Raw genomic sequence first — 18,991 nt, forward strand, 5'->3', positions numbered from 1 at the left:
TTATTCATTAGTTGATACCAGTGTCTTTGACGACCTGTTCTTTTAGACATAATTTTTCCTAATTTTAAGTAAGTGAAATACCAACGATGGCTATGGTGTTCTAACGATAGATACAGCGATCCAACGATGGATATCGTATCCGCGACCCATTTATTTTAGGCAGCAGAAAACCGAGCAAATTTAAATTGCGGGCTGTTAAGTGTGAGGAATTTTTGAAGGGGGAGAGAGTTTGGTGCAGCAAGGAAATGCTGCACCAAGAAAAGCTATCTTATAGAGGAGTAACTTCAGTCGCTTGAGGACCTTTTTTACCGTCTTCTACATTGAAGCTTACTTTCTGACCTTCAGTCAAAGTTTTGAAACCGTCAGCAACGATAGCGTTGAAGTGTACGAATACATCTTGGCCGCCGTTGTCTTGAGTTAGGAAACCAAAACCTTTAGTTTCGTTGAACCATTTTACTGAACCAGTTACTTTACCAGACATAAAAACCTCTGAAATTAAACAATAATATACGAATTGTGGTGGATCTTTTTTAAGCTATTGAATGTGCAATCAAGAGGAAGTTTTACGCAGGAGTCTGAATCAATGATTCAGGATGTTACTGAGAGGGAACTTAAACTAAATGTAGCATTAACAGCTCTTTTCTAGAGCCAGCCGCCACTATACAGGGTGTTTAAAAAATAGCTACCTTTATTTTTCAAATTTTTGTTCGAAAAAACTGATGGTGTAGAACAACTTCATCCCCTCATGATTTGTTTTCGCCCTTCCTACAATGAATCCATACCAATAAGGGAGGCAATATTATGAGTACAGTGAGAGAGATTCGTCAGATCATTCCATCGCACGCAACGGCGGATGGTGATGGAGTGAAAATTCGTCGCGTAGCCGGATTCAATAACACGAGCTTTTCGCCATTTTTGATGGTGGATGAGCTGAAATCAGACCAACGAGCAGACTATGTTGGCGGTTTCCCTCCACATCCACACCGTGGGATCGAAACACTCACTTATATGCTGACAGGGCACTTCCAGCATCGTGACCACATGGATAATGTTGGCGAGTTGCGCTCCGGCGGCGCGCAATGGATGGCGGCAGGACGCGGTGTGATTCACAGTGAAATGCCAATCATGGAAGACGGTGAGCTGCATGGTTTCCAAATTTGGATTAATCAGCCAGCGCGAGACAAGATGTCTTCGGCTCAGTATCACGACTTCCAACCAGAAACCATTACCGAGCACCGAGGAGAGACTCATGGTCTGGTTCGCGTTATTTCTGGTGAGTTGAACATTGGTGATGAGGTTATTCAAGGCCCACTAAGCAAAACGGGTGTACCAGTTACGGTTGCCGATTGGCGAGCTCATTCAGGCGCATCGCTAAATCTTATGACGCCTAACCATCACAATATGATGACCTATGTTTATAAAGGCAGCATCAAAGTGGGTGAACATGTCGTCACGCAAGGCGAGATGGCATTGCTTTCGCAAGCGGAATTGGTCGAACTACAATCCGATGAAACCAGCGGTCTACTGCTCTTTATTGGTGAACCGATCAATGAACCTGTTGTGCATTACGGTCCATTTGTGATGAACAGCATCGACGAGATTGAACAAGCGATTCAAGACTACAATTCTGGCGTGTTTGAAACCTACTAAAAATCCGAAGGTATCCCATTAAGGATGAGTAGCAGAGAAGCATGCTAACTGATTTGGAGACCGTTAATTGGGCTCATACGCAAGCAAAGACGATATCCACTGCCATCGAATTTGCATCAGCCACACCTACATGGTGTGGCTTTTTTTGTTCTGCTGCGTTTTGAAAGTTGTTTTTGTGTTTAGCTTTGTTCCCAACGCGTTATGGCATGCTTGCCAAATTCCAACCCCAATTCATAGGCTTTGCGCAATGGTTCTGGCGAGCGGCTCAAGCGTTTTAACTTAAAGCCTTCTGGCGGGCAGATTTGAATAATCTCGACACCAGTTGGTGGATTCTCTATCAATTCCAAGCTCTGGTTATAACGAATATGGCGCGTGAGCATTGGCTCGATCAAAGCGGGATGATCTTTCAGTAAACGTGAAGTGAGTTTTTCAAACTTAGGCTTGGATTTACGATAGCTAGCAGGACGGCTCCTTAGCACCATGATTTTGGTTGCGCCCCGTTTGATTGCTTCGGCAACGGGGATCGCATCAGCCACACCACCATCTACGTATCTGACACCATCTAATGGCACACCATTACGGTACATAATTGGTAAGGCGCTACTGGCTTTCATGGTTTCTGCTAGCATCTCTACGGAAGGCGTGAGGTATTCTGGTTGTCCATTGTCTTGACGAGTTACTCCCAAAAAGAACGGTCGAGAATCAGAAGAAAGTACCTTTCTATCAATGCCAAGTTCTTTGAGCGTGACCTGCCACATCCAATCCAAGTCCATCATATCGCCTCCGCGCACCAATTGAGTCGGTGAGATAAACTCTTTGCGTAGGCTGTAGTCGAGGTAGATCTTGAGGTTTCTGCCCGGCATTTTTGCAAGATATGCAGCTAAGTTGCTTGCGCCTGCCGAGACGCCCCAAAAACTGTCAAAAGGGGAGAAGTTTTGTTCCATAAAGTGGTCGAGTATGCCACAGGAGAATACCCCGCGCATTGCGCCGCCTTCTACAATTAGCGCTCGTGAGCCGATATGTTTCATCCTTGCCATCCGTTTTGATAATTCTGATTTGGGATACGAACTAATTAGAGTAACGGATCTAATGCGCATACCCAAGTTGTCTTCGTTTGGACGTCATCTTGATGAATTTGTTTTTTATGTTATAACATAACAATTACTCAAATAATTAAAAGGTAGCGTGTGTCTTGTGTGAGGTGAGAATGAGCGATGTCGACGCCATTATTAAGCATGTAGAGATGAGCTTTAAAGCTCAAGGAAAGCAGTTAACCTCGAAAAGGAAATTGGTGCTGCGTGCTTTAGTTCATGCCGATAAAGCTTTGTCCGCTTATGAGTTAGTGGATTATTGTAAAGCCCACTTTGAGCAGAATATTCAGGCGATGTCGGTGTATCGAATTCTGGATTTTCTTGAAGTAGAGCATTTAGCTCACAAGCTCAAAGTCTCCAATAAATACATCGTCTGCTCCCATATTCTCTGCGAACACGAACACGGCGTTCCTCAATTTCTTATCTGCTCCAAATGCAACAAGATCAGCGAGCAAGCCATCGACCCCACCTTGATTCACGGTCTGCAATCCCATGCAAAAGAGGAAGGCTTCACCGTTGTCAGCCCGCAATTAGAGATCAATTGTGTTTGTGATGACTGCGCCAAATCTAACTAAAGGTGCTCGGTATTGAGCGCTGAGCTATCCGCCACATTCACTCCCACAACGTCATGACTTATTTATCCCTTTCCACCATTAGCCTATTCAGCAAGGAGATACTGAACCGCTATGTCTGCAACACTGATTAAAAACGCCCTTGTCGTCAATGAAGCGAGTATCACTGAGACCGATTTACGAATTGTCGATCAACGAATCGAAACCATCGCCGTAGATATCTCCGCGAACCCGGAAGATACGGTGATTGATGCGAAAGGGTGCTACCTTATTCCCGGTATGATTGACGACCAAGTGCACTTTCGTGAGCCGGGGTTGACTCACAAAGGATCGATTGCGACGGAGTCGCGTGCAGCAGTTGCTGGGGGTATCACAAGCTATATGGAAATGCCGAACGTCAGCCCGGCAACGACCACCATTGAAGCGCTAGAGCGCAAATTCGCGATTGCTGAGCAGAACTCGCTAGCCAACTACTCGTTTTACCTTGGCGCAACCGAAGACAATCTTGAACAAATCAAACAGCTTGATCCGAAGAAGCACTGCGGCGTGAAAGTGTTTATGGGTGCGTCGACTGGGGGTTTGTTGGTCGAAGCGCCTCAAGCCTTGGATGAAATTTTCCGTGATTCACCTGTGCTTATCGTAACGCACTGTGAAAGCGGGCCTGTGATTGCGCAAAACAAACAGCGACTACTTAAAGAGAAGTCGGAATTCACCATTGAAGATCATCCGGTACTGCGTGATGACGAAGCGTGTTATGCGTCTTCCTCTTATGCGGTAGAGCTGGCCAAGAAGCACAACAGTCAGCTGCATGTTCTGCACATCACAACAGCAAAAGAGCTGGCACTGTTTCAAGCTGGCCCTATCGAGAACAAAAACATTACCGCTGAAGCTTGCGTTCATCACCTGTGGTTTAGCAATGAAGATTATGAAGAGCGCGGTAACCAAATCAAATGTAATCCAGCAGTGAAATACTCAAGTGACCGCGAAGCAATTCTAAAAGCGTTGAGTACAGGCCAAATTGACATTATAGCGACCGACCACGCGCCTCATACGTGGGAAGAAAAGCAGGTGCCTTACGAGCAAGCACCTGCTGGCTTACCTTTGGTGCAGCACGCACTACTGACGTTGTTCGATCAAGTGAGCCGCGGACACATGACGATGGAGCAAGTGGTAGAGAAAACCGCTCACAACCCAGCCATGCGCTACGGTATTGAGCAACGCGGCTTTATCCGTGAAGGCTACTTTGCTGATTTGGTGCTGGTGGATGCAAATACGCCGACCTTAGTGACCAACGAAAATAGCTTATACCACTGTGGTTGGTCGCCATTTGCTGGTCACCAGTTCTCGGCTCAAATTAAGAATACATGGGTCAATGGCGGCCTAGTGTATGCCAACCAACAAGTGAATGAGCAGGCTGCACATGCTATGCGATTGGTCTTTGATCGCTAGGACTCACGTTTTTCAAAAACTTAGATTATTTGAAAGCTCAGTTTATTTTCGAAAGCTTACATTTATCCGCTTTCTTTGGGCTTTATTTGTAGAAGTATAGTTGTCGTAGCTTGAGTGTCTTTGAGGCACCGAATAAAGAGAAATCAATATGTTAAGAAGAAATCCTACTGGTCACATGCCTGAAGTTTCGGAAACCGCGTTCATCGATCCGACGGCGATCATCTGTGGCAAAGTAATCATTGAAGATAACGTTTTTATTGGTCCTTACGCGGTGATTCGTGCCGATGAAGTGAACGAGCAAGGCGACATGGAAGCCATCGTCATCAAGCGCGATACTAACATTCAAGATGGCGTGGTCATCCACTCAAAAGCAGGTGCTGCCGTGACCATTGGAGAGCGTTCGTCGATTGCGCACCGTTCTATTATTCATGGCCCATGTGAAGTCAGTGATGACGTGTTCATCGGTTTTAACTCAGTGGTGTTCAACGCTGTGATTGGCACAGGTTGTGTGATTCGCCATAACTGCGTGGTGGATGGTCTAGACTTGCCAGAGAATTTCCATGTTCCGCCGATGACCAATATCGGTGCCGAGTTTGATTTGAACAGCATCTCGAAAGTGCCACCAGAGTTCTCGGCATTTTCAGAGTCTGTGGTTTCAGCAAACCACGAGCTGGTGCAAGGCTACAGGAGAATTGCCAATGAGCTCTGAGAACCAACCCATACTTGGTGTTCCTACTAACATCATTACGGGGTTTCTGGGGGTGGGAAAGACCTCAGCGATTTTGAATTTGATGGCGAACAAGCCAGAGGACGAGCGCTGGGCAGTATTAGTGAATGAGTTTGGTGAAATCGGCGTTGATGGCAGCTTAGTTCGGGGGCAACAAAGCGAAGAACAGCAAGTGTTTATTCGTGAAGTACCCGGCGGCTGTATGTGTTGCGCGGCGGGGTTGCCAATGCAAATCGCCTTAAACCAACTGCTTAATGAAGCGAAGCCAGACCGTCTGCTGATTGAGCCAACTGGTCTTGGGCATCCAAAAGAGGTGTTACAGGTTTTATCTACTGATCATTATCGCCAAGTGCTTTCGCTCCAAAAGAACATCACCTTAGTTGATGCTCGTAAGCTGGCAGATCTTCGTTACACCGAGCACGATACATTCAATCAGCAAATCGCCATTGCCGATACGGTGGTGGGTAACAAGCTCGATCTGTATCAAGAAGGTGATCCCCAGAAGTTAGAAGCTTACGTGGCGGAAGTTGGGCGCCCGAATACAAAGGTGATTTTTGCTCAGCATGGTGTGATTCCGTTTGCTGAATTTGAAGGTGAGACCACAATTCATGAACATCCACCACACCACCATCATCACGCAAGTGACAAGACGTTGGCTTCAGATATGCCAATGCCTGAGAGTGGCATGCTCAAAGCGACCAATTCAGGCGAAGGTTTCCAGAGTGTCGGTTGGCGTTTTTCACCAGAGAAAGTGTTCGATCGCCGGAAGTTGATCCCTCTTCTGGTCGAGCTGGAAGTGGAGCGCATGAAAGCGGTGTTTATTACTGGCGATGGCATTTATGGCTACAATCTAACGCCTGATGGGCTACAGGAAGTGGAGTTGGATGACTGCGCGGAAAGCCGAATTGAACTGATTGCAGACAGCATTGATGAGCAATTTGAAGCAAAGCTTCTCTCTTGTGAATTGGTTTAAGACTAGACTAATAACAGCGGGCATTGTTCTCATTAATGCCCGTGTTTCTTTTTTTATCTCCCTCTTCGTTTGTTTCCCTATTCTTATTCTTCCTTAACACCGCGATCATGATCTTTTGGTGATGATGTCTTTCTGTATTGACATTGTTTGACTGTCAAACTAAATTAAAATCAAATAATTTGATAATCAAACTAAAATCAGAAGGTAAGTGTCTCAATGGCTGTATCGCAACATTCACATGATTTCGTTTCTCATAACCAAAAGGGTGAAAAACGTACGCTCTATGTATTGATCCTAACCGTGACCACAATGGTGGTGGAGATTGTCGCAGGGACTATGTTTGGTTCAATGGCATTGCTAGCTGATGGTTGGCATATGGGGACACACGCAGCGGCATTTTGTATTACTCTTTTTGCTTACCGCTACGCGAAAAAAAATGCGAACAATGACCGCTTCTCATTTGGTACGGGTAAGGTCAGTGTGTTAGGAGGCTTTACCAGTGCGATTGCGTTGGGGATTGTGGCATTAATGATGATGGTCGAGTCAATTCATCGTCTCTTCAACCCAGAAAGCATTCAGTTTAATGAAGCCATTATGGTGGCGGTGATTGGTTTAGTGGTGAACCTTGCAAGCATGCTGCTTCTACAAGATCACCATCATCACGGGCATGACCATCATGATCACCATTCTCACGATCATGAGCACGAACATCATCACGACCACAACTTAACTGCAGCGTACTTCCACGTGCTGGCGGATACGTTGACGTCTTTGTTGGCGATTGTCGCGTTGATTGTCGGTAAGTTTTACGGTTGGATTTGGTTGGATGCCATGATGGGTATTGTTGGTGCTGTTGTGATTGGTAAATGGACCTTGGGTTTAATGAAACAAACCGCACCAGTCTTGTTGGATGAGAGCATCAACAAGTCTTACCAAGATGAGATTACAGAGACGCTTGCACCTTATGCTGAGATTGTTGATTTACACATCTGGAAGGTGAGTGGTCACCATTACTCTGCGGCAATTGCGCTTAAAAATCACAGCGACAAAACGCTGGATGAATTTAAGCAATTATTGAGTAAATTTGATAAGATTCACCACCTAACTTTGGAAGTACAAACGACTGAGTGATGCGCGAATTAGAAAAGCTGAATCAAACGCTTACCGAGTTCTATGACAAAATGTCTTCTTGGGAGCAATCTGTAGTAAAAGGCACCGGTTATTCACTGGCTCAAATCCACACGATTGAAGTGTTAGGTGGGCATGGTGCGTTGCGTATGAAGGAGCTGGCGGAAAAGCTCGGTATTACAACTGGTACACTAACGGTTCAAATTGAGAAACTGGTGAAAGCAGAGCTAATAGAGCGTTGTCCTCATCCAGAAGACCGTCGCGCAATTGTAGTGAAGCTCACTCCTGCCGGTGAAGAGATTCATCATCATCACAATCAACTGCATTTAGATTTGGTTCAAGACTTAACGCGCAATATCGACCCTGAGCATCAGGCGATTTTGTTTGCTTGCTTACAGAAGATGAACAAAGAATTTTGATTGCGCTTTTCGTTTCTACACTCAGATACTGAGTCTCGAATAGCAAAAAGTAGAGCACCGAAATGCTCTACTTTTTTATAAGCTCGATAGAATTTGTTCGATTGGCAGTTGTGTAAACGCATACGTAATGCCAACACAGAATGCAGCACCGGTAACGCCCATGGCTACAGTCGTTGCGAGTAGCAGAAGGGTAATCTTAGGCATTAGAGATTAAACTCCTTCTCAAAGGTTGGGTAAATGACACCATTTGCTTCTTGGTAGGATTTAAAGCCATAACCAAACGCAAGTGCTGCCACCACAATGGCAAATGCCGCAATGTTTCTTCCTTTCATCCTTAAACTCTCTACCAATCGTTTTTATTAAATCGGGTTATTCAATTACTGACTAAAGTAAACAAACAGCACCCATGCTGTTGTTAAAACAAGTAGCGGTGTGAATACTTTTTGAATTGAAGCGCCATCGGTCAAGTCATAAATTACGATAGACTCTTTATAGAATGCGCGTTTGAATGAACCAAAGCTGATTTCATTTTTAACGTCAGATTGCTCGTAGTGCTTGCGAGCAGAGTCTGCCATTTGAGACTCTAGATCTTGCATCTCGTATTCTTTGTTAAAAAATGCATCCCACGCCGAAATACGTGCAATAGTTTTTGGTGAACGATTGCTCTTCAGTTTCTCTAGACGCTTAGCGTATGCAGCTTGATATTTATCCACGATGATTTCCTACATGAATAGACTGTAATGTTGAACACAGCGTTAAATGCTCTGCTCAGTGGTTGTAAAAATTAGAAAATGGGAATCAAAAGGAAATCTTTACAGCAGGAGAACAGTGGCCAGATTAGGAAGTGCGGCATTTGATTGTTAAAGAGCGTAAGGAAGGTTATCCCTTGTGTTGCGGATAATATGGGCTGCTTTGGGATGCGACAAACAAAATAAATTGTTTAAGCCAACAACGGATATTGTTTGATGGAGTGGCTAATCTATGTTAACTGCAGCTGACTTGATGACGCCTTTATCCCTTTCAAACTACGTATGTTTTTGAGTGAGCTTCACTTAGCCCACTCTTGTTGTGGCACGGTATTCTTGTGATGCTTACTGAGCCACAGGGTAGCGCTCTTTCAAACTCCAATAAGTCATGTTGGTTGGTTCACAGTAGTAGGTATCTAATGTTGTTCCTGATGTGCTATTGGAGTTTATTGCAAATGTCGTGCGTATTGCGCGTGAATAGTCTTCAAAAAACATCCACGAAAATAGTGTACGCTCGTTCTTTCTTGATACGTAGGAATCTCCGGAATGATAGTTAAATTCCATTCCATCACTTAAGATAAATTCATTTTTGATGTTTTCATTGGTATTTCTGAGAACCCGAAACCCTTCACCATCGATGATGTAGATAGGGGTTTGTTCTGCGTTGCTTTTCGTGAAGGTGTGTATCGCAAATTCGTCATCAGTTTCTTTTGTGGAGTCGAATAGAACATATGCGCCTGTCTTTTGAATACACTTTAGATTCGGAAGTTGTTTTGCTTCTGCAATATTGCTGATGCTCAGTGCGATGAAGAGAAAAAAGGTTAGGGTTTTCATTTGATTCTCTATGTTAATAGTTGGACTAATTCCCTAGAGTTTTCAAAGTTCCTTTTTTTGACGATTAATCGCCGTTTGCTGAGTGAAGCACCCCCTGTGACATAAGGTATTGCTCTAAAGCTTTATCCACATGCCTGGCCATAGGAACATCGTCCTTTTTTGACAATTGTTCTAGTGCTTCAATGTGCTTTCTGTGGAAGCGCCATCCAATCTTAACTTTTGATTCCTTCTTTGCCATCGGGCATTACCTACTTCACAGCATTAGTGGCGTTAATATGGGGTGGAATAGTAGGAGTCGAGACATGTCGAGACAAATAGATATTGTTATCGACTAGATTAATTTTATTTATCGAAAAACTTTGGAAATAAAAAACCGCCTGTTATTAGGCGGTTATGATTTGCCTGCTTATGCTAGTCACTAATAGGGACCACAAGAATATCGACAGGTGATTTATTTATTAGGTGTCTAGAGTAGGAAATGATTTTACTCCAGAAGTCTTGGTGATGGCCGCAGATAAGTAGGTCTACTTCTTGCTCTTTGATTGTCACTTCCAATTTATCACCGAGGTCACCGGTACCGACAAAGAAATGTTTTAAAGGATGGTCCATATAATCGCTAAACGTTCTTAGGCATTCCATAGAGTGCTCGTTTAGAGGTCTCTGATCTGGCTCAGCAACGATGTCGACAAGTTCACGATAGATCTCACCATGAGTCCCATCGATATGAATAAATGAAATCTCTGAACCGAGATAACTCGCCATCGATACCGCTCGGTCAATCAACACAGTGCTTTCGTCAGATAGTTCTAGTGCTACTAGGATATGTTTGTATTTCATAACCACGCCCTTATGTGGAATACGTTATCTTTAGCATAGTATGCCTTTGGCAAAAAATGTGTTGATAAGATCCCGAAATCGCTCAAAGTTTTGGCAAATTATCATGAGGAGGAAAGGGAGAGCAGCAGGTTAAACGGAGGGATAGCTAAGCTGGCTCTAGTACCAGCTCAATTCAATTTCCAATGGCATGTCGCAGCGTATTCTCTCGCCGCACATTTCGTCTGATGCGTTGAGGTGAACCAACTTCGCTGAAGAATAGCCTTCACCACGAAAATGTTCCCTTGCTTCACAAAGGCTTGCAAACGTTAGCGGACTTTTTTGCTCATTTAAGATTAATGATCTTGTTTGGTTTTCTACGTTGTATGCGAGGTAAATACCACCCTCGACCGATTCAATCAGAAGATTCATAGCCATGTCCCATTAGTGTTGTCACTCTTTGGCTATTACGGTCAGTAGCGGAGTTTGGTTCACTTATACCTGAGTAACCTCGATATGCTTAAACTGATATCTCCAACTTTAGGTTGTGACAGAAGTCGCTTGCTTTTTATACAAGAAAGCCTTTAGACTTTGCCCATCACTTCTTTAGGAGATTACGCCAACATGAACAACTAAACCTGTCATCCAACTCTCATTTTATTTTTTGGATTTACAGGGTTAGTAGGCGTAGCTCACTTTCCGATATTTCTTTGCAGTTACCATTTTTCTGTTTGAAGCGCTTCTATGGGCGCGTGTATTTGCATCGATCTCATCTCTAGATTTATCTCAAGCTACGGCTGTTGTCCCTGTTATACAGGAGGCAAATTATGCCAGTTTTACAGGCTTACAATATCAGTCATCAATTTGGTAACGGCGAAACACTGTTTCAGCAAATCTCATGTTCAATGACCAAACGTCGTGTTGGGTTAGTCGGACGTAATGGTGTTGGAAAATCGGTGTTTGCATCGATACTCAGCGGTGAGCAAACCCCGACCAGCGGTACGGTCACCTTACCAACGTCATTTGCAGTATATCGTCAGCAACCATCGCACTTGTTAGGTGGTGACCTTTCTATTGCCCAGTTTTTAGCAAAGGACAAAGTGCTCAGCGCGCTCAAGCAGATCGAAATGGGCGATTGCTCAGAGCATCTTTTTGAGGTGGTGGGTGAACAATGGGACTTGCCTATCCAACTTGCTAAGCAGCTTACAGAGATGGGCTTACCGCCACAGCCTGACTTTCCGTGCGCACAATTAAGCGGCGGGCAGTTAGCGCGTTTGCGACTGTGGCAATTGTTCGAAAGCGAAGTGGAATTGCTGATCCTTGATGAACCGTCGAACCACCTCGATAGGCATGCCAAGCAGTGGTTGATTCATTCTATGCGCAATTTTTCAGGCGCGATTCTGCTTATCAGTCATGACAGAGAATTGCTGCGTGAGATGGAAGAAATTTGGGAACTATCAGGGTTAGGTTTGCAAGTGTTTGGCGGCAATTACGATGTGTATGCCGAGCAAAAGCGAACAGAGCTACAAGCGGTGGAACGCCAATTAGCCACTGTTGAAAAGCAAAAGAAACACCTGGAAGAGCAAGCTCAGCGCAATCGTGAGAAAGCGGAACAAAGAGCGGCTCAGGGTAACAAGCTAAGAAAGGATGGCAGTCAGCCAAAGATCTTACTTGATGGCATGAAAGACAAAGCCACAGCCCGAGCTGCCAGTCGTAATAAAAACGAGCAACTTCGCCAAACGCACCTGCAAGAGAAAGATCAAAGCTTGCGAGCGCGTAAAGAGCAAATCAAAGGGCAAAAACTGTATTTGGCAGACAGTCAAAGTCGCTCACGAAAAGTCGTGTCGTTATTAGAAGCCGTGTTGCCATTTGGGTCGGCTCAACCCATCATTGTGCAAGTTCATGCGGATGATAAAGTACATTTGTTGGGCAAAAATGGATGCGGCAAATCGACTTTACTGAAAACCCTGTTGGGCAAGTTCTCACTGCACAGTGGTGAGCTGAAAATCAATACGCCGTTTTATTACCTCGACCAGCACTTTGGGGCGATACAGCCTGAAATTTCCATGTTGGAAAACCTGATGCAACATTGTGAGGGGATGAAAGAAAGCGATGCCAGAACAATACTAGCTGGCATTGGCTTTCGCCGAGACAGTGTATTTCGTTTGGGCAGCGTATTGAGTGGCGGTGAGAAAATGAAACTCGCTATGTTGATTGTCAGCCATCAAACAACTCAGCCTTTGCTGCTCTTGGACGAGCCAGATAATCATCTCGATCTGGATTCGAAAATCATGCTCGCTCAGGCGCTAAGCGCTTATCGAGGCGGCTTTATTCTTATCAGTCATGACCAAGATTTTGCCGAGGAGTCGGGTGTGTCTCGAAGCATTGAACTGAGTTAATGCAAGTCAGTCTATAAATCGAGGTTTGTTTCTTACTAAGAGGGCAAAGCGATTTACTTTGCCTTCTTAATTTCACACCTTTTTTAAAGCAAATAGATTCATTACTTCGATATAGGTAAGATGATTGATGCATTGCACAAAAACAGAAAAGGAAGTCTATGAAAAAGAAAGCGTTAGCGCTGGTCACTGCGTTTGCGATGACAGGCGCAGTACCTATGGTTTATGCCGAAGACTCAACGCAGAAGTTGGTTGAACACGTACATAAAATGGCAGTGAAGTACCCTACGACAAAGAAAGTCGATGTGGTGGATGAGTTTTTTGGTACCAAAGTCAGTGATCCATATCGCTGGTTAGAAGATGACCGCAGCAAAGAAACAGCAGATTGGGTGAAAGCGCAGAACCAAGTGACGTTCGATTACTTGGCGCAAATTCCTTATCGTCACCAGATTGAAGAACGCTTAACTCAATTGATGGATTACGAGAAGTTAGGGCGTCCATTTAAAGAAGGTAAATACACCTATTTCTACAAGAACGACGGTTTGCAAAACCAAGATGTGCTGTACCGACAACTTGATGATGGCGAGCCAGAAGTTTTCCTCGATCCAAATACCTTTAGCGAAGATGGCACGACTTCGTTGGCGAACGTGAGCTTCACCAAAGATGGCTCTTTAGTGGCTTACAGCATTTCAGAGGGCGGCAGTGATTGGCGTAAAGTGATTGTGCTTGATGCAGAAACCAAAAAGCCCGTCGGTGAGACGCTGGTGGATATTAAGTTCAGCGGCGTAAATTGGCTGGGGAACCAAGGTTTCTACTACTCAAGTTACGACAAACCAGAGGGCAGCGAGCTTTCGGCAAAAACCGACCAACACAAGCTTTACTACCATGAGCTAGGTACTAAGCAAAGTAATGATAAGCTTATCTTCGGTGGTACAGAGGCAGAGAAGCACCGATACGTTCGCGGTTACACTTCGGACGACCAACGTTACCTATTTATCTCAGCAAGCACTTCAACGTCTGGTAATAAGCTGTTCTTCAAAGATTTGACCACGCCAAACAGTCCGCTACAAACCATTTTGGATGACACCAATTCTGATACTTGGGTGATAGATAACAAAGGATCCAAGCTATATTTAGTCACCAACTTAGATGCACCAAACAAACGCGTGGTGACGTTGGATGCAAGCAATCCTGAGCCGAAGAATTGGAAAGATTTAATTCCTGAAACTGACAATGTGCTTAGCCCATCAACCGCGGGCGGTTACCTGTTCGCAAGCTATATTGTTGATGCCCTTTCGATGGTCAAACAATACGATATGGACGGTAAGTTCATTCGTGAAATCAAGCTGCCAGACATCGGCAGTGCTTACGGTTTTTGGGGCAAGAAAGAAGACGCTGAAGTCTACTACTCTTTCACCAATTACAAGATGCCAAGCACGACCTATCGCTTAGACATCAAAGAAGGTGACAGCGAGGTTTACCACAAATCGAACGCGCCATTCGACTCTGCTCAATTTGAATCTCGCCAAGTGTTTTATAAATCGAAAGACGGAACTAAGATTCCGATGATCATCACTTACAAGAAAGGAACGTCGATGGACGGCAGCGCACCAACAATCTTGTATGGTTACGGTGGTTTTAATATCAGTCTAAAGCCTTACTTTAGTCCAAGCCGAGCAGCATGGTTAGAAATGGGCGGTATCTATGCTGTTGCGAACATTCGTGGTGGCGGTGAATACGGTAAAGAGTGGCACAATGCAGGTACAAAGTTAGAGAAGCAAAACTCGTTTGATGACTTTATTGCCGGTGCAGAGTTCCTTATCGATAAAAACTACACCTCGTCAGATAAGCTCGCGATTAACGGTGGCTCTAATGGTGGCTTACTCGTCGGTGCAGTAATGACGCAGCGTCCGGAACTGTTCAAAGTGGCACTGCCAGCAGTTGGCGTATTGGATATGCTTCGCTACCACACGTTCACGGCAGGAGCGGGCTGGGCTTATGACTACGGTACAGCAGAGCAAAGTAAAGAGATGTTCGATTACCTCAACGGTTACTCGCCAGTACACAACGTGAAAGCCGGCGTTAAGTACCCTGCAACTATGGTAACAACGGGTGACCACGATGACCGTGTGGTTCCTGCGCACTCGTACAAGTTTGCGGCGCAGCTACAGTCTAAACAAGCGGGCACCAATCCAACCTTGATTCGCATTGAAACCAATGCAGGGCACGGTGCTGGTACACCAACTAGTAAAATTATCGAAAAAACAGCGGATGTTTACAGCTTTACGCTATTCAACATGGGTGTCGAAAAGCTATAAGTTAGGCTTGAACTGAAATAAAAACGCAGCCTGTAGGCTGCGTTTTTTCATTCGTTGCTTACCAGTGTGGCTCGATACTGCTCTTGCAGGATATACATGCGTTTTACATCGCGGTAGCTTCCGTTGATAAAGAACTCTTGTACTAAATGCCCTTCCTCAATAAAGCCACATTTCTGGTATAGGTGAATCGCTTTCTCATTGTCCAACGCGACCAGCAAATAGATTTTATGAAGATTGAGAATGGAGAATGAATAGTCTAAAGCACGATGGATTACTTCTTCGGCATATCCTCTTCCCTGATGATCTGGTGCGATTATAATTTGGAATTCCGCACTGCGGTGAATGTAGTTAATCTCGATTAACTCTACCAAACCAATTAATACGCCGTGTTCATCTTCCACTACAAAGCGACGCTCAGCGTCATCATGAATATGCTTTTGGTACAACTCTTCCAATTCATCATGCGATTCGTATGGCTCTTCAAACCAATACGTCATGATATTACGGTTGTTATTAAGATCGTGAATAAAGCGCAGATCTGAACGTTCTAATGCACGAATAGTAAGACCATTTTTCATCGTTTATCTCCAGAGAGCAAAAGCATAATCAAAGGCAATTATGACTCCTCCATCTTAGCTCATTAGGGGGAAATCTCCCCTTTACTGATGTAAGTCGCAATGCGTAAAAGCGATCTCCATCAAGCTCTGATAAAACCAATAAAAACAAGGCTTAGAGCGATAACAAAAGTTAATCATAACGACAAAAAACCTGATTAGGTTAAGGGGGTAATTTCAGATTAAATACCGCCAACGACTTAAGGTCATAATCTACATAAACAAGGTATTAAATATGTTTTCAATCGGTGACGTAGTAGTAGCTACTAAAGGTATCGATCTAGGTGAAATGGTTGTTACAGGTCTGAGCAGCGGCGGTTTCTACGTACGCGTTCAAGCTGGTGAAGCAACTCTGACTTACCCAGCTAAAGATGTTAAGAAAGCATAATTTAATTTGCTGACTTACAAAAAAGGTGGCTCATGAGCTGCCTTTTTTTGTGTCTATAACTCCTTATCTAATCCGATCTGATTTATTTTTGATCAATTTCAATTAATCCCAGTTATATATTTTCTCTCCCACCATTTTTGACTCATATCAACAAAAGACCCACTTTTAACTTGTTGTTTTTATGTTGTGTTTTTCACTTTTATCTACAAGTAACTGATTTAGAAAATGTTAGATGTTAAATAAGCTACTCATCTAAATATTCGATTAATTTCAATTCCTTTTTCCCATTTTTAAAAGTTGCTTCATTTAAATACCTTTCGCCGCAACTGATTAAGGGGAATCTTCATGAATAAAAAGAAAATAGCGCTAGGGATAGTAGGTGCAGGCTTGGTGGCTTACTTGGGTGCCATTTACATGGTGAACCAAGACGATAAAAAAGTGGCTCAACAAAATCTAACGCAATTTAGTTCGTTAGATCAATCGACACTGGATTATCAAGCGATGAAGGTATTGGCGGATAAAGGTTGTGGCTACTGCCATACGCCGAGCAGTGAAATGCCTTTCTATTCTGAAATGCCAGTGGCGAAACAAATTATGGAAGCAGATGTGAAGGTGGCGATGCGTCACTTTGACATGACCAACTTGCTGGATGACGTGAAGCAGAACGACCCAGTTTCTGAAGTGGCTTTGGCTCGTCTTGAGAAGGTGCTTTACGACGATTCTATGCCGCCAGCGATTTACCTCACGATGCACTGGGCAGCGAGTATGTCGAAAGGCGAAAAGCACACCTTGTTGAAGTGGATTCGTGAGAAGCGTGCTGAGCGCCACGCACAATCGCCAGTATCTGAAGAACGTAAAACCAAAGTTCTACAACCAATTTACACTACGTTTGAAACCGACGCAGACAAGGCTGAGCTGGGCAAGGTGCTTTATCACGACACGCGACTATCAGGTGACAATAGTGTCTCATGTGCGTCATGCCATAGCCTTGATACAGGCGGTGTGGACCGACTCGTAACGTCTGTTGGCATTCATGGCCAAGTTGGTGGCATAAATGCGCCAACCGTATTTAATGCAGTGTACAACAAGCTGCAATTCTGGGATGGTCGTGCTGCCGACCTACAAGACCAAGCGGGTGGTCCTCCGTTTAACCCGATTGAAATGGGTTCTATGGATTGGGATGAAATCGTCGATAAGTTAAGCCAAGACCCAGATATGGTCGCGATGTTCCAAAAGGTTTACTCAGGTGAGATTAATGGCAACAACATTACGGATGCGATTGCCGAGTTTGAGAAAACCCTAACCACACCAAACAGCCGCTTCGACCAATACATGATGGGTGATACAAAGGCGCTGGACTCGCACGAGAAATATGGTTTGATGTTGTTCAAGAAATACGACTGCCAAACCTGTCACGCGGGTGAAGCGATGGGTGGTGAAACGTTTGAAACCATGGGCATGAAAGCGGATTACTTTGCGGACCGTGGTACCGACATGACGGACGCAGACCTTGGTCGTTACAACTTCACTGGCAACAAAGAAGACAAACACAAGTTCAAAGTGCCAACCTTACGCAACATTGAACTGACACCGCCATACTTCCACGATGGTCATGCTGATACGCTAGAAAAAGCCATCTACGACATGGGTAAATACCAAGTCGGAGTGGAAATGTCGGATGAAGAAGTGGATGCCATCAAAGCGTTCTTGAAAACACTGACGGGCGATTATGAAGGCCGCCCTTTAAGTTAAGTTGAGGCATCATCGACAAGTTTATTATCGCTAAAACGATAGACGTCGCAATCAAGACCACCTTTGACTAAGGTGGTCTTTTTTATGGAATAAATTCAATCAAGTAGGGATAGAAATGATTGATCATTTTGAAATTAAGGTTGTGGATTTCGGTGCCTGTGTCGCGTTTTACTCCAAGGTACTTACCCCTTTGGGCATAGAGTTAAAATGGTCGGACGAAGCAGCGGCAGGCTTTGGATTAGTTGGTGAACCCAATACGCGTTTCCTGATAGAAAAGGGTGGCCAAAGTGCCCCTTGCCACATTGCGTTTAAAGCCAATGACAAAGCATCCGTCGAGGCCTTTCATACAGCAGGTATTGAGGCTGGTTTTACTTGTCATGGTGAACCAGGCTTGCGTGAACACTATGCCCCGAATTACTACGCAGCGTTTTTTTATGATCCCGATGGGAACAACATTGAAGCGGTAGCTTATTTATAGGGCGTTAACTATAGGATGAGCCAGTGGGTATTTACTGATCGAACGATCGTTAGGTCATTGGTTTTACGATCAAGATAGAAGATAATCGAGCTCCTATTTCATCCCTATAAAAAGAACGAAAATACTATGAAAGTTGTCGTCACAAAGGCACAAAAACAGCACGCTCAAGGCATTTCCGAAGTTCTCAATCCCATCATAGAAGAGGGCTTATATACAATCCTTGATACCACCTTCACCCCAGAAGAGGAAGAAGGCTTCATTGAAAGCTTTCCTGAAACGGGTGTGTTCAATGTGGCATTGAATGTAAAAGAAGCGGATGAGGAAGGCAGCGCCGTGCTGGGTTTCCAAAACGTAGAGCCTTTCGCCAGTTATACCAAGGCATTCGCGCACGTTGGCATTATTGGTACGTTCGTCGGTGCCAAATGCCGTCGACAAGGGGTCGCTTCAGCGCTGTTTACCGCCACCTTTGCTGATGCTAAATCCAAAGGCTATGAAAAGTTGTTTGCTTATGTACGAGAGGACAACCCCAACGCGCTCGCAACGTATCTGAAACATGGCTTTGAAGTGGTCGGCACCGCTAAGAAGCATGCCAAGGTTAATGGCCAATACATCAATGAAGTTATGATCGAGAAGTTTCTCTAAC

Annotated in this window: 23 protein-coding genes; 13 read left to right on the plus strand and 10 right to left on the minus strand. The window is 44.4% G+C overall.

Annotated elements, in window-relative coordinates:
* Nucleotides 1–268 precede the first annotated feature (268 nt).
* Nucleotides 269–481: a transcription antiterminator/RNA stability regulator CspE gene (gene cspE, locus BSZ04_RS06445; RefSeq protein WP_005426339.1), complete on the minus strand. Its 213-nt coding sequence runs from the start codon at nt 479–481 to the stop codon at nt 269–271.
* A gap of 320 nt (nt 482–801) precedes the next feature.
* Here cspE and BSZ04_RS06450 point away from each other — a divergent pair, with 320 nt between their 5' ends.
* Nucleotides 802–1,650 (plus strand): pirin family protein, encoded by an 849-nt coding sequence (locus BSZ04_RS06450; protein WP_010452848.1) that lies wholly within the window; start codon nt 802–804, stop codon nt 1,648–1,650.
* A gap of 179 nt (nt 1,651–1,829) precedes the next feature.
* Here the strand turns inward: BSZ04_RS06450 and BSZ04_RS06460 are convergent, their stop codons facing one another.
* Complete coding sequence (locus tag BSZ04_RS06460; RefSeq protein ID WP_088879905.1) at nt 1,830–2,678, minus strand: patatin-like phospholipase family protein; 849 nt, start codon at nt 2,676–2,678, stop codon at nt 1,830–1,832.
* Nucleotides 2,679–2,857: 179 nt separating this feature from the next.
* Here BSZ04_RS06460 and BSZ04_RS06465 point away from each other — a divergent pair, with 179 nt between their 5' ends.
* From BSZ04_RS06465 to BSZ04_RS06490, 6 genes are all read left to right on the plus strand, one after another.
* Complete coding sequence (locus BSZ04_RS06465) at nt 2,858–3,316, plus strand: Fur family transcriptional regulator (protein WP_088879906.1); 459 nt, start codon at nt 2,858–2,860, stop codon at nt 3,314–3,316.
* A 111-nt stretch (nt 3,317–3,427) separates the two neighbouring features.
* Complete coding sequence (locus tag BSZ04_RS06470; protein WP_088879907.1) at nt 3,428–4,762, plus strand: dihydroorotase; 1,335 nt, start codon at nt 3,428–3,430, stop codon at nt 4,760–4,762.
* Nucleotides 4,763–4,910: 148 nt separating this feature from the next.
* The gene (locus tag BSZ04_RS06475; RefSeq protein WP_088879908.1) at nt 4,911–5,471 is read left to right on the plus strand and encodes an LbetaH domain-containing protein; all 561 of its coding nucleotides are present in this window, start codon (nt 4,911–4,913) and stop codon (nt 5,469–5,471) included.
* A complete protein-coding gene (locus BSZ04_RS06480) occupies nt 5,461–6,462 on the plus strand; it encodes a CobW family GTP-binding protein (protein WP_088879909.1) in 1,002 nt (333 codons plus the stop codon). Before BSZ04_RS06475 ends, BSZ04_RS06480 begins: the two co-directional genes overlap by 11 nt.
* Before the next feature lie 216 nt (nt 6,463–6,678).
* On the plus strand, nt 6,679–7,593 hold the full coding sequence (gene dmeF / locus BSZ04_RS06485; protein WP_088879910.1) for a CDF family Co(II)/Ni(II) efflux transporter DmeF: 915 nt from the start codon (nt 6,679–6,681) through the stop codon (nt 7,591–7,593).
* Nucleotides 7,593–8,009, plus strand: a complete 417-nt coding sequence (locus BSZ04_RS06490; protein WP_010452835.1) for a MarR family winged helix-turn-helix transcriptional regulator — start codon at nt 7,593–7,595, stop codon at nt 8,007–8,009. Before dmeF ends, BSZ04_RS06490 begins: the two co-directional genes overlap by 1 nt.
* Before the next feature lie 75 nt (nt 8,010–8,084).
* On the opposite strand, the gene BSZ04_RS25350 is transcribed toward BSZ04_RS06490, so the two are convergent.
* The 7 genes from BSZ04_RS25350 to BSZ04_RS06510 form a co-directional block, all read right to left on the minus strand.
* Nucleotides 8,085–8,213, minus strand: a complete 129-nt coding sequence (locus tag BSZ04_RS25350; RefSeq protein ID WP_005426395.1) for a hypothetical protein — start codon at nt 8,211–8,213, stop codon at nt 8,085–8,087.
* Nucleotides 8,213–8,341: a hypothetical protein gene (locus BSZ04_RS25355; RefSeq protein ID WP_010452830.1), complete on the minus strand. Its 129-nt coding sequence runs from the start codon at nt 8,339–8,341 to the stop codon at nt 8,213–8,215. The genes BSZ04_RS25350 and BSZ04_RS25355 overlap by 1 nt, the downstream gene beginning before the upstream one ends.
* Nucleotides 8,342–8,386: 45 nt before the next feature.
* A complete protein-coding gene (locus tag BSZ04_RS06495; protein ID WP_010452828.1) occupies nt 8,387–8,722 on the minus strand; it encodes a hypothetical protein in 336 nt (111 codons plus the stop codon).
* Between the two features lie 378 nt (nt 8,723–9,100).
* On the minus strand, nt 9,101–9,589 hold the full coding sequence (locus tag BSZ04_RS06500) for a hypothetical protein (protein WP_088879911.1): 489 nt from the start codon (nt 9,587–9,589) through the stop codon (nt 9,101–9,103).
* 64 nt (nt 9,590–9,653) lie between these two features.
* Nucleotides 9,654–9,827 carry a ribbon-helix-helix domain-containing protein gene (locus BSZ04_RS24765; protein WP_110422313.1) on the minus strand — a complete coding sequence of 58 codons (174 nt, stop codon included), beginning with the start codon at nt 9,825–9,827 and terminating at the stop codon, nt 9,654–9,656.
* Between the two features lie 173 nt (nt 9,828–10,000).
* A complete protein-coding gene (locus BSZ04_RS06505) occupies nt 10,001–10,426 on the minus strand; it encodes a universal stress protein (RefSeq protein ID WP_010452822.1) in 426 nt (141 codons plus the stop codon).
* Nucleotides 10,427–10,582: 156 nt separating this feature from the next.
* A complete protein-coding gene (locus BSZ04_RS06510) occupies nt 10,583–10,834 on the minus strand; it encodes a DUF6482 family protein (RefSeq protein WP_088880247.1) in 252 nt (83 codons plus the stop codon).
* A 395-nt stretch (nt 10,835–11,229) separates the two neighbouring features.
* Between BSZ04_RS06510 and BSZ04_RS06515 the strand changes: the two genes are divergently transcribed.
* Together BSZ04_RS06515 and BSZ04_RS06520 are read left to right on the plus strand one after the other, a co-directional pair.
* Nucleotides 11,230–12,801, plus strand: a complete 1,572-nt coding sequence (locus tag BSZ04_RS06515) for an ABC-F family ATP-binding cassette domain-containing protein (RefSeq protein WP_088879912.1) — start codon at nt 11,230–11,232, stop codon at nt 12,799–12,801.
* 158 nt (nt 12,802–12,959) lie between these two features.
* On the plus strand, nt 12,960–15,116 hold the full coding sequence (locus BSZ04_RS06520) for a prolyl oligopeptidase family serine peptidase (RefSeq protein WP_088879913.1): 2,157 nt from the start codon (nt 12,960–12,962) through the stop codon (nt 15,114–15,116).
* A 47-nt stretch (nt 15,117–15,163) separates the two neighbouring features.
* Here BSZ04_RS06520 and speG read toward each other — a convergent pair whose 3' ends face one another.
* Entirely contained in the window at nt 15,164–15,694 is a 531-nt protein-coding gene (speG, locus tag BSZ04_RS06525) for a spermidine N1-acetyltransferase (protein ID WP_038882997.1), read from the minus strand.
* 271 nt (nt 15,695–15,965) lie between these two features.
* On the opposite strand from speG, the gene BSZ04_RS25020 reads away from it, so the two are divergent.
* From BSZ04_RS25020 to BSZ04_RS06545, 4 genes are all read left to right on the plus strand, one after another.
* Complete coding sequence (locus BSZ04_RS25020) at nt 15,966–16,118, plus strand: hypothetical protein (protein ID WP_005426336.1); 153 nt, start codon at nt 15,966–15,968, stop codon at nt 16,116–16,118.
* Between the two features lie 345 nt (nt 16,119–16,463).
* Nucleotides 16,464–17,870, plus strand: a complete 1,407-nt coding sequence (locus tag BSZ04_RS06535; protein WP_088879914.1) for a cytochrome c peroxidase — start codon at nt 16,464–16,466, stop codon at nt 17,868–17,870.
* Between the two features lie 115 nt (nt 17,871–17,985).
* Entirely contained in the window at nt 17,986–18,348 is a 363-nt protein-coding gene (locus tag BSZ04_RS06540) for a VOC family protein (RefSeq protein WP_088879915.1), read from the plus strand.
* 126 nt (nt 18,349–18,474) lie between these two features.
* Nucleotides 18,475–18,990, plus strand: a complete 516-nt coding sequence (locus BSZ04_RS06545) for a GNAT family N-acetyltransferase (protein ID WP_088879916.1) — start codon at nt 18,475–18,477, stop codon at nt 18,988–18,990.
* Nucleotide 18,991: the final 1 nt, after the last annotated feature.

It is taken from the genome of Vibrio rotiferianus, from assembly GCF_002214395.1.
In the GTDB taxonomy this organism is placed as follows: domain Bacteria; phylum Pseudomonadota; class Gammaproteobacteria; order Enterobacterales; family Vibrionaceae; genus Vibrio; species Vibrio rotiferianus.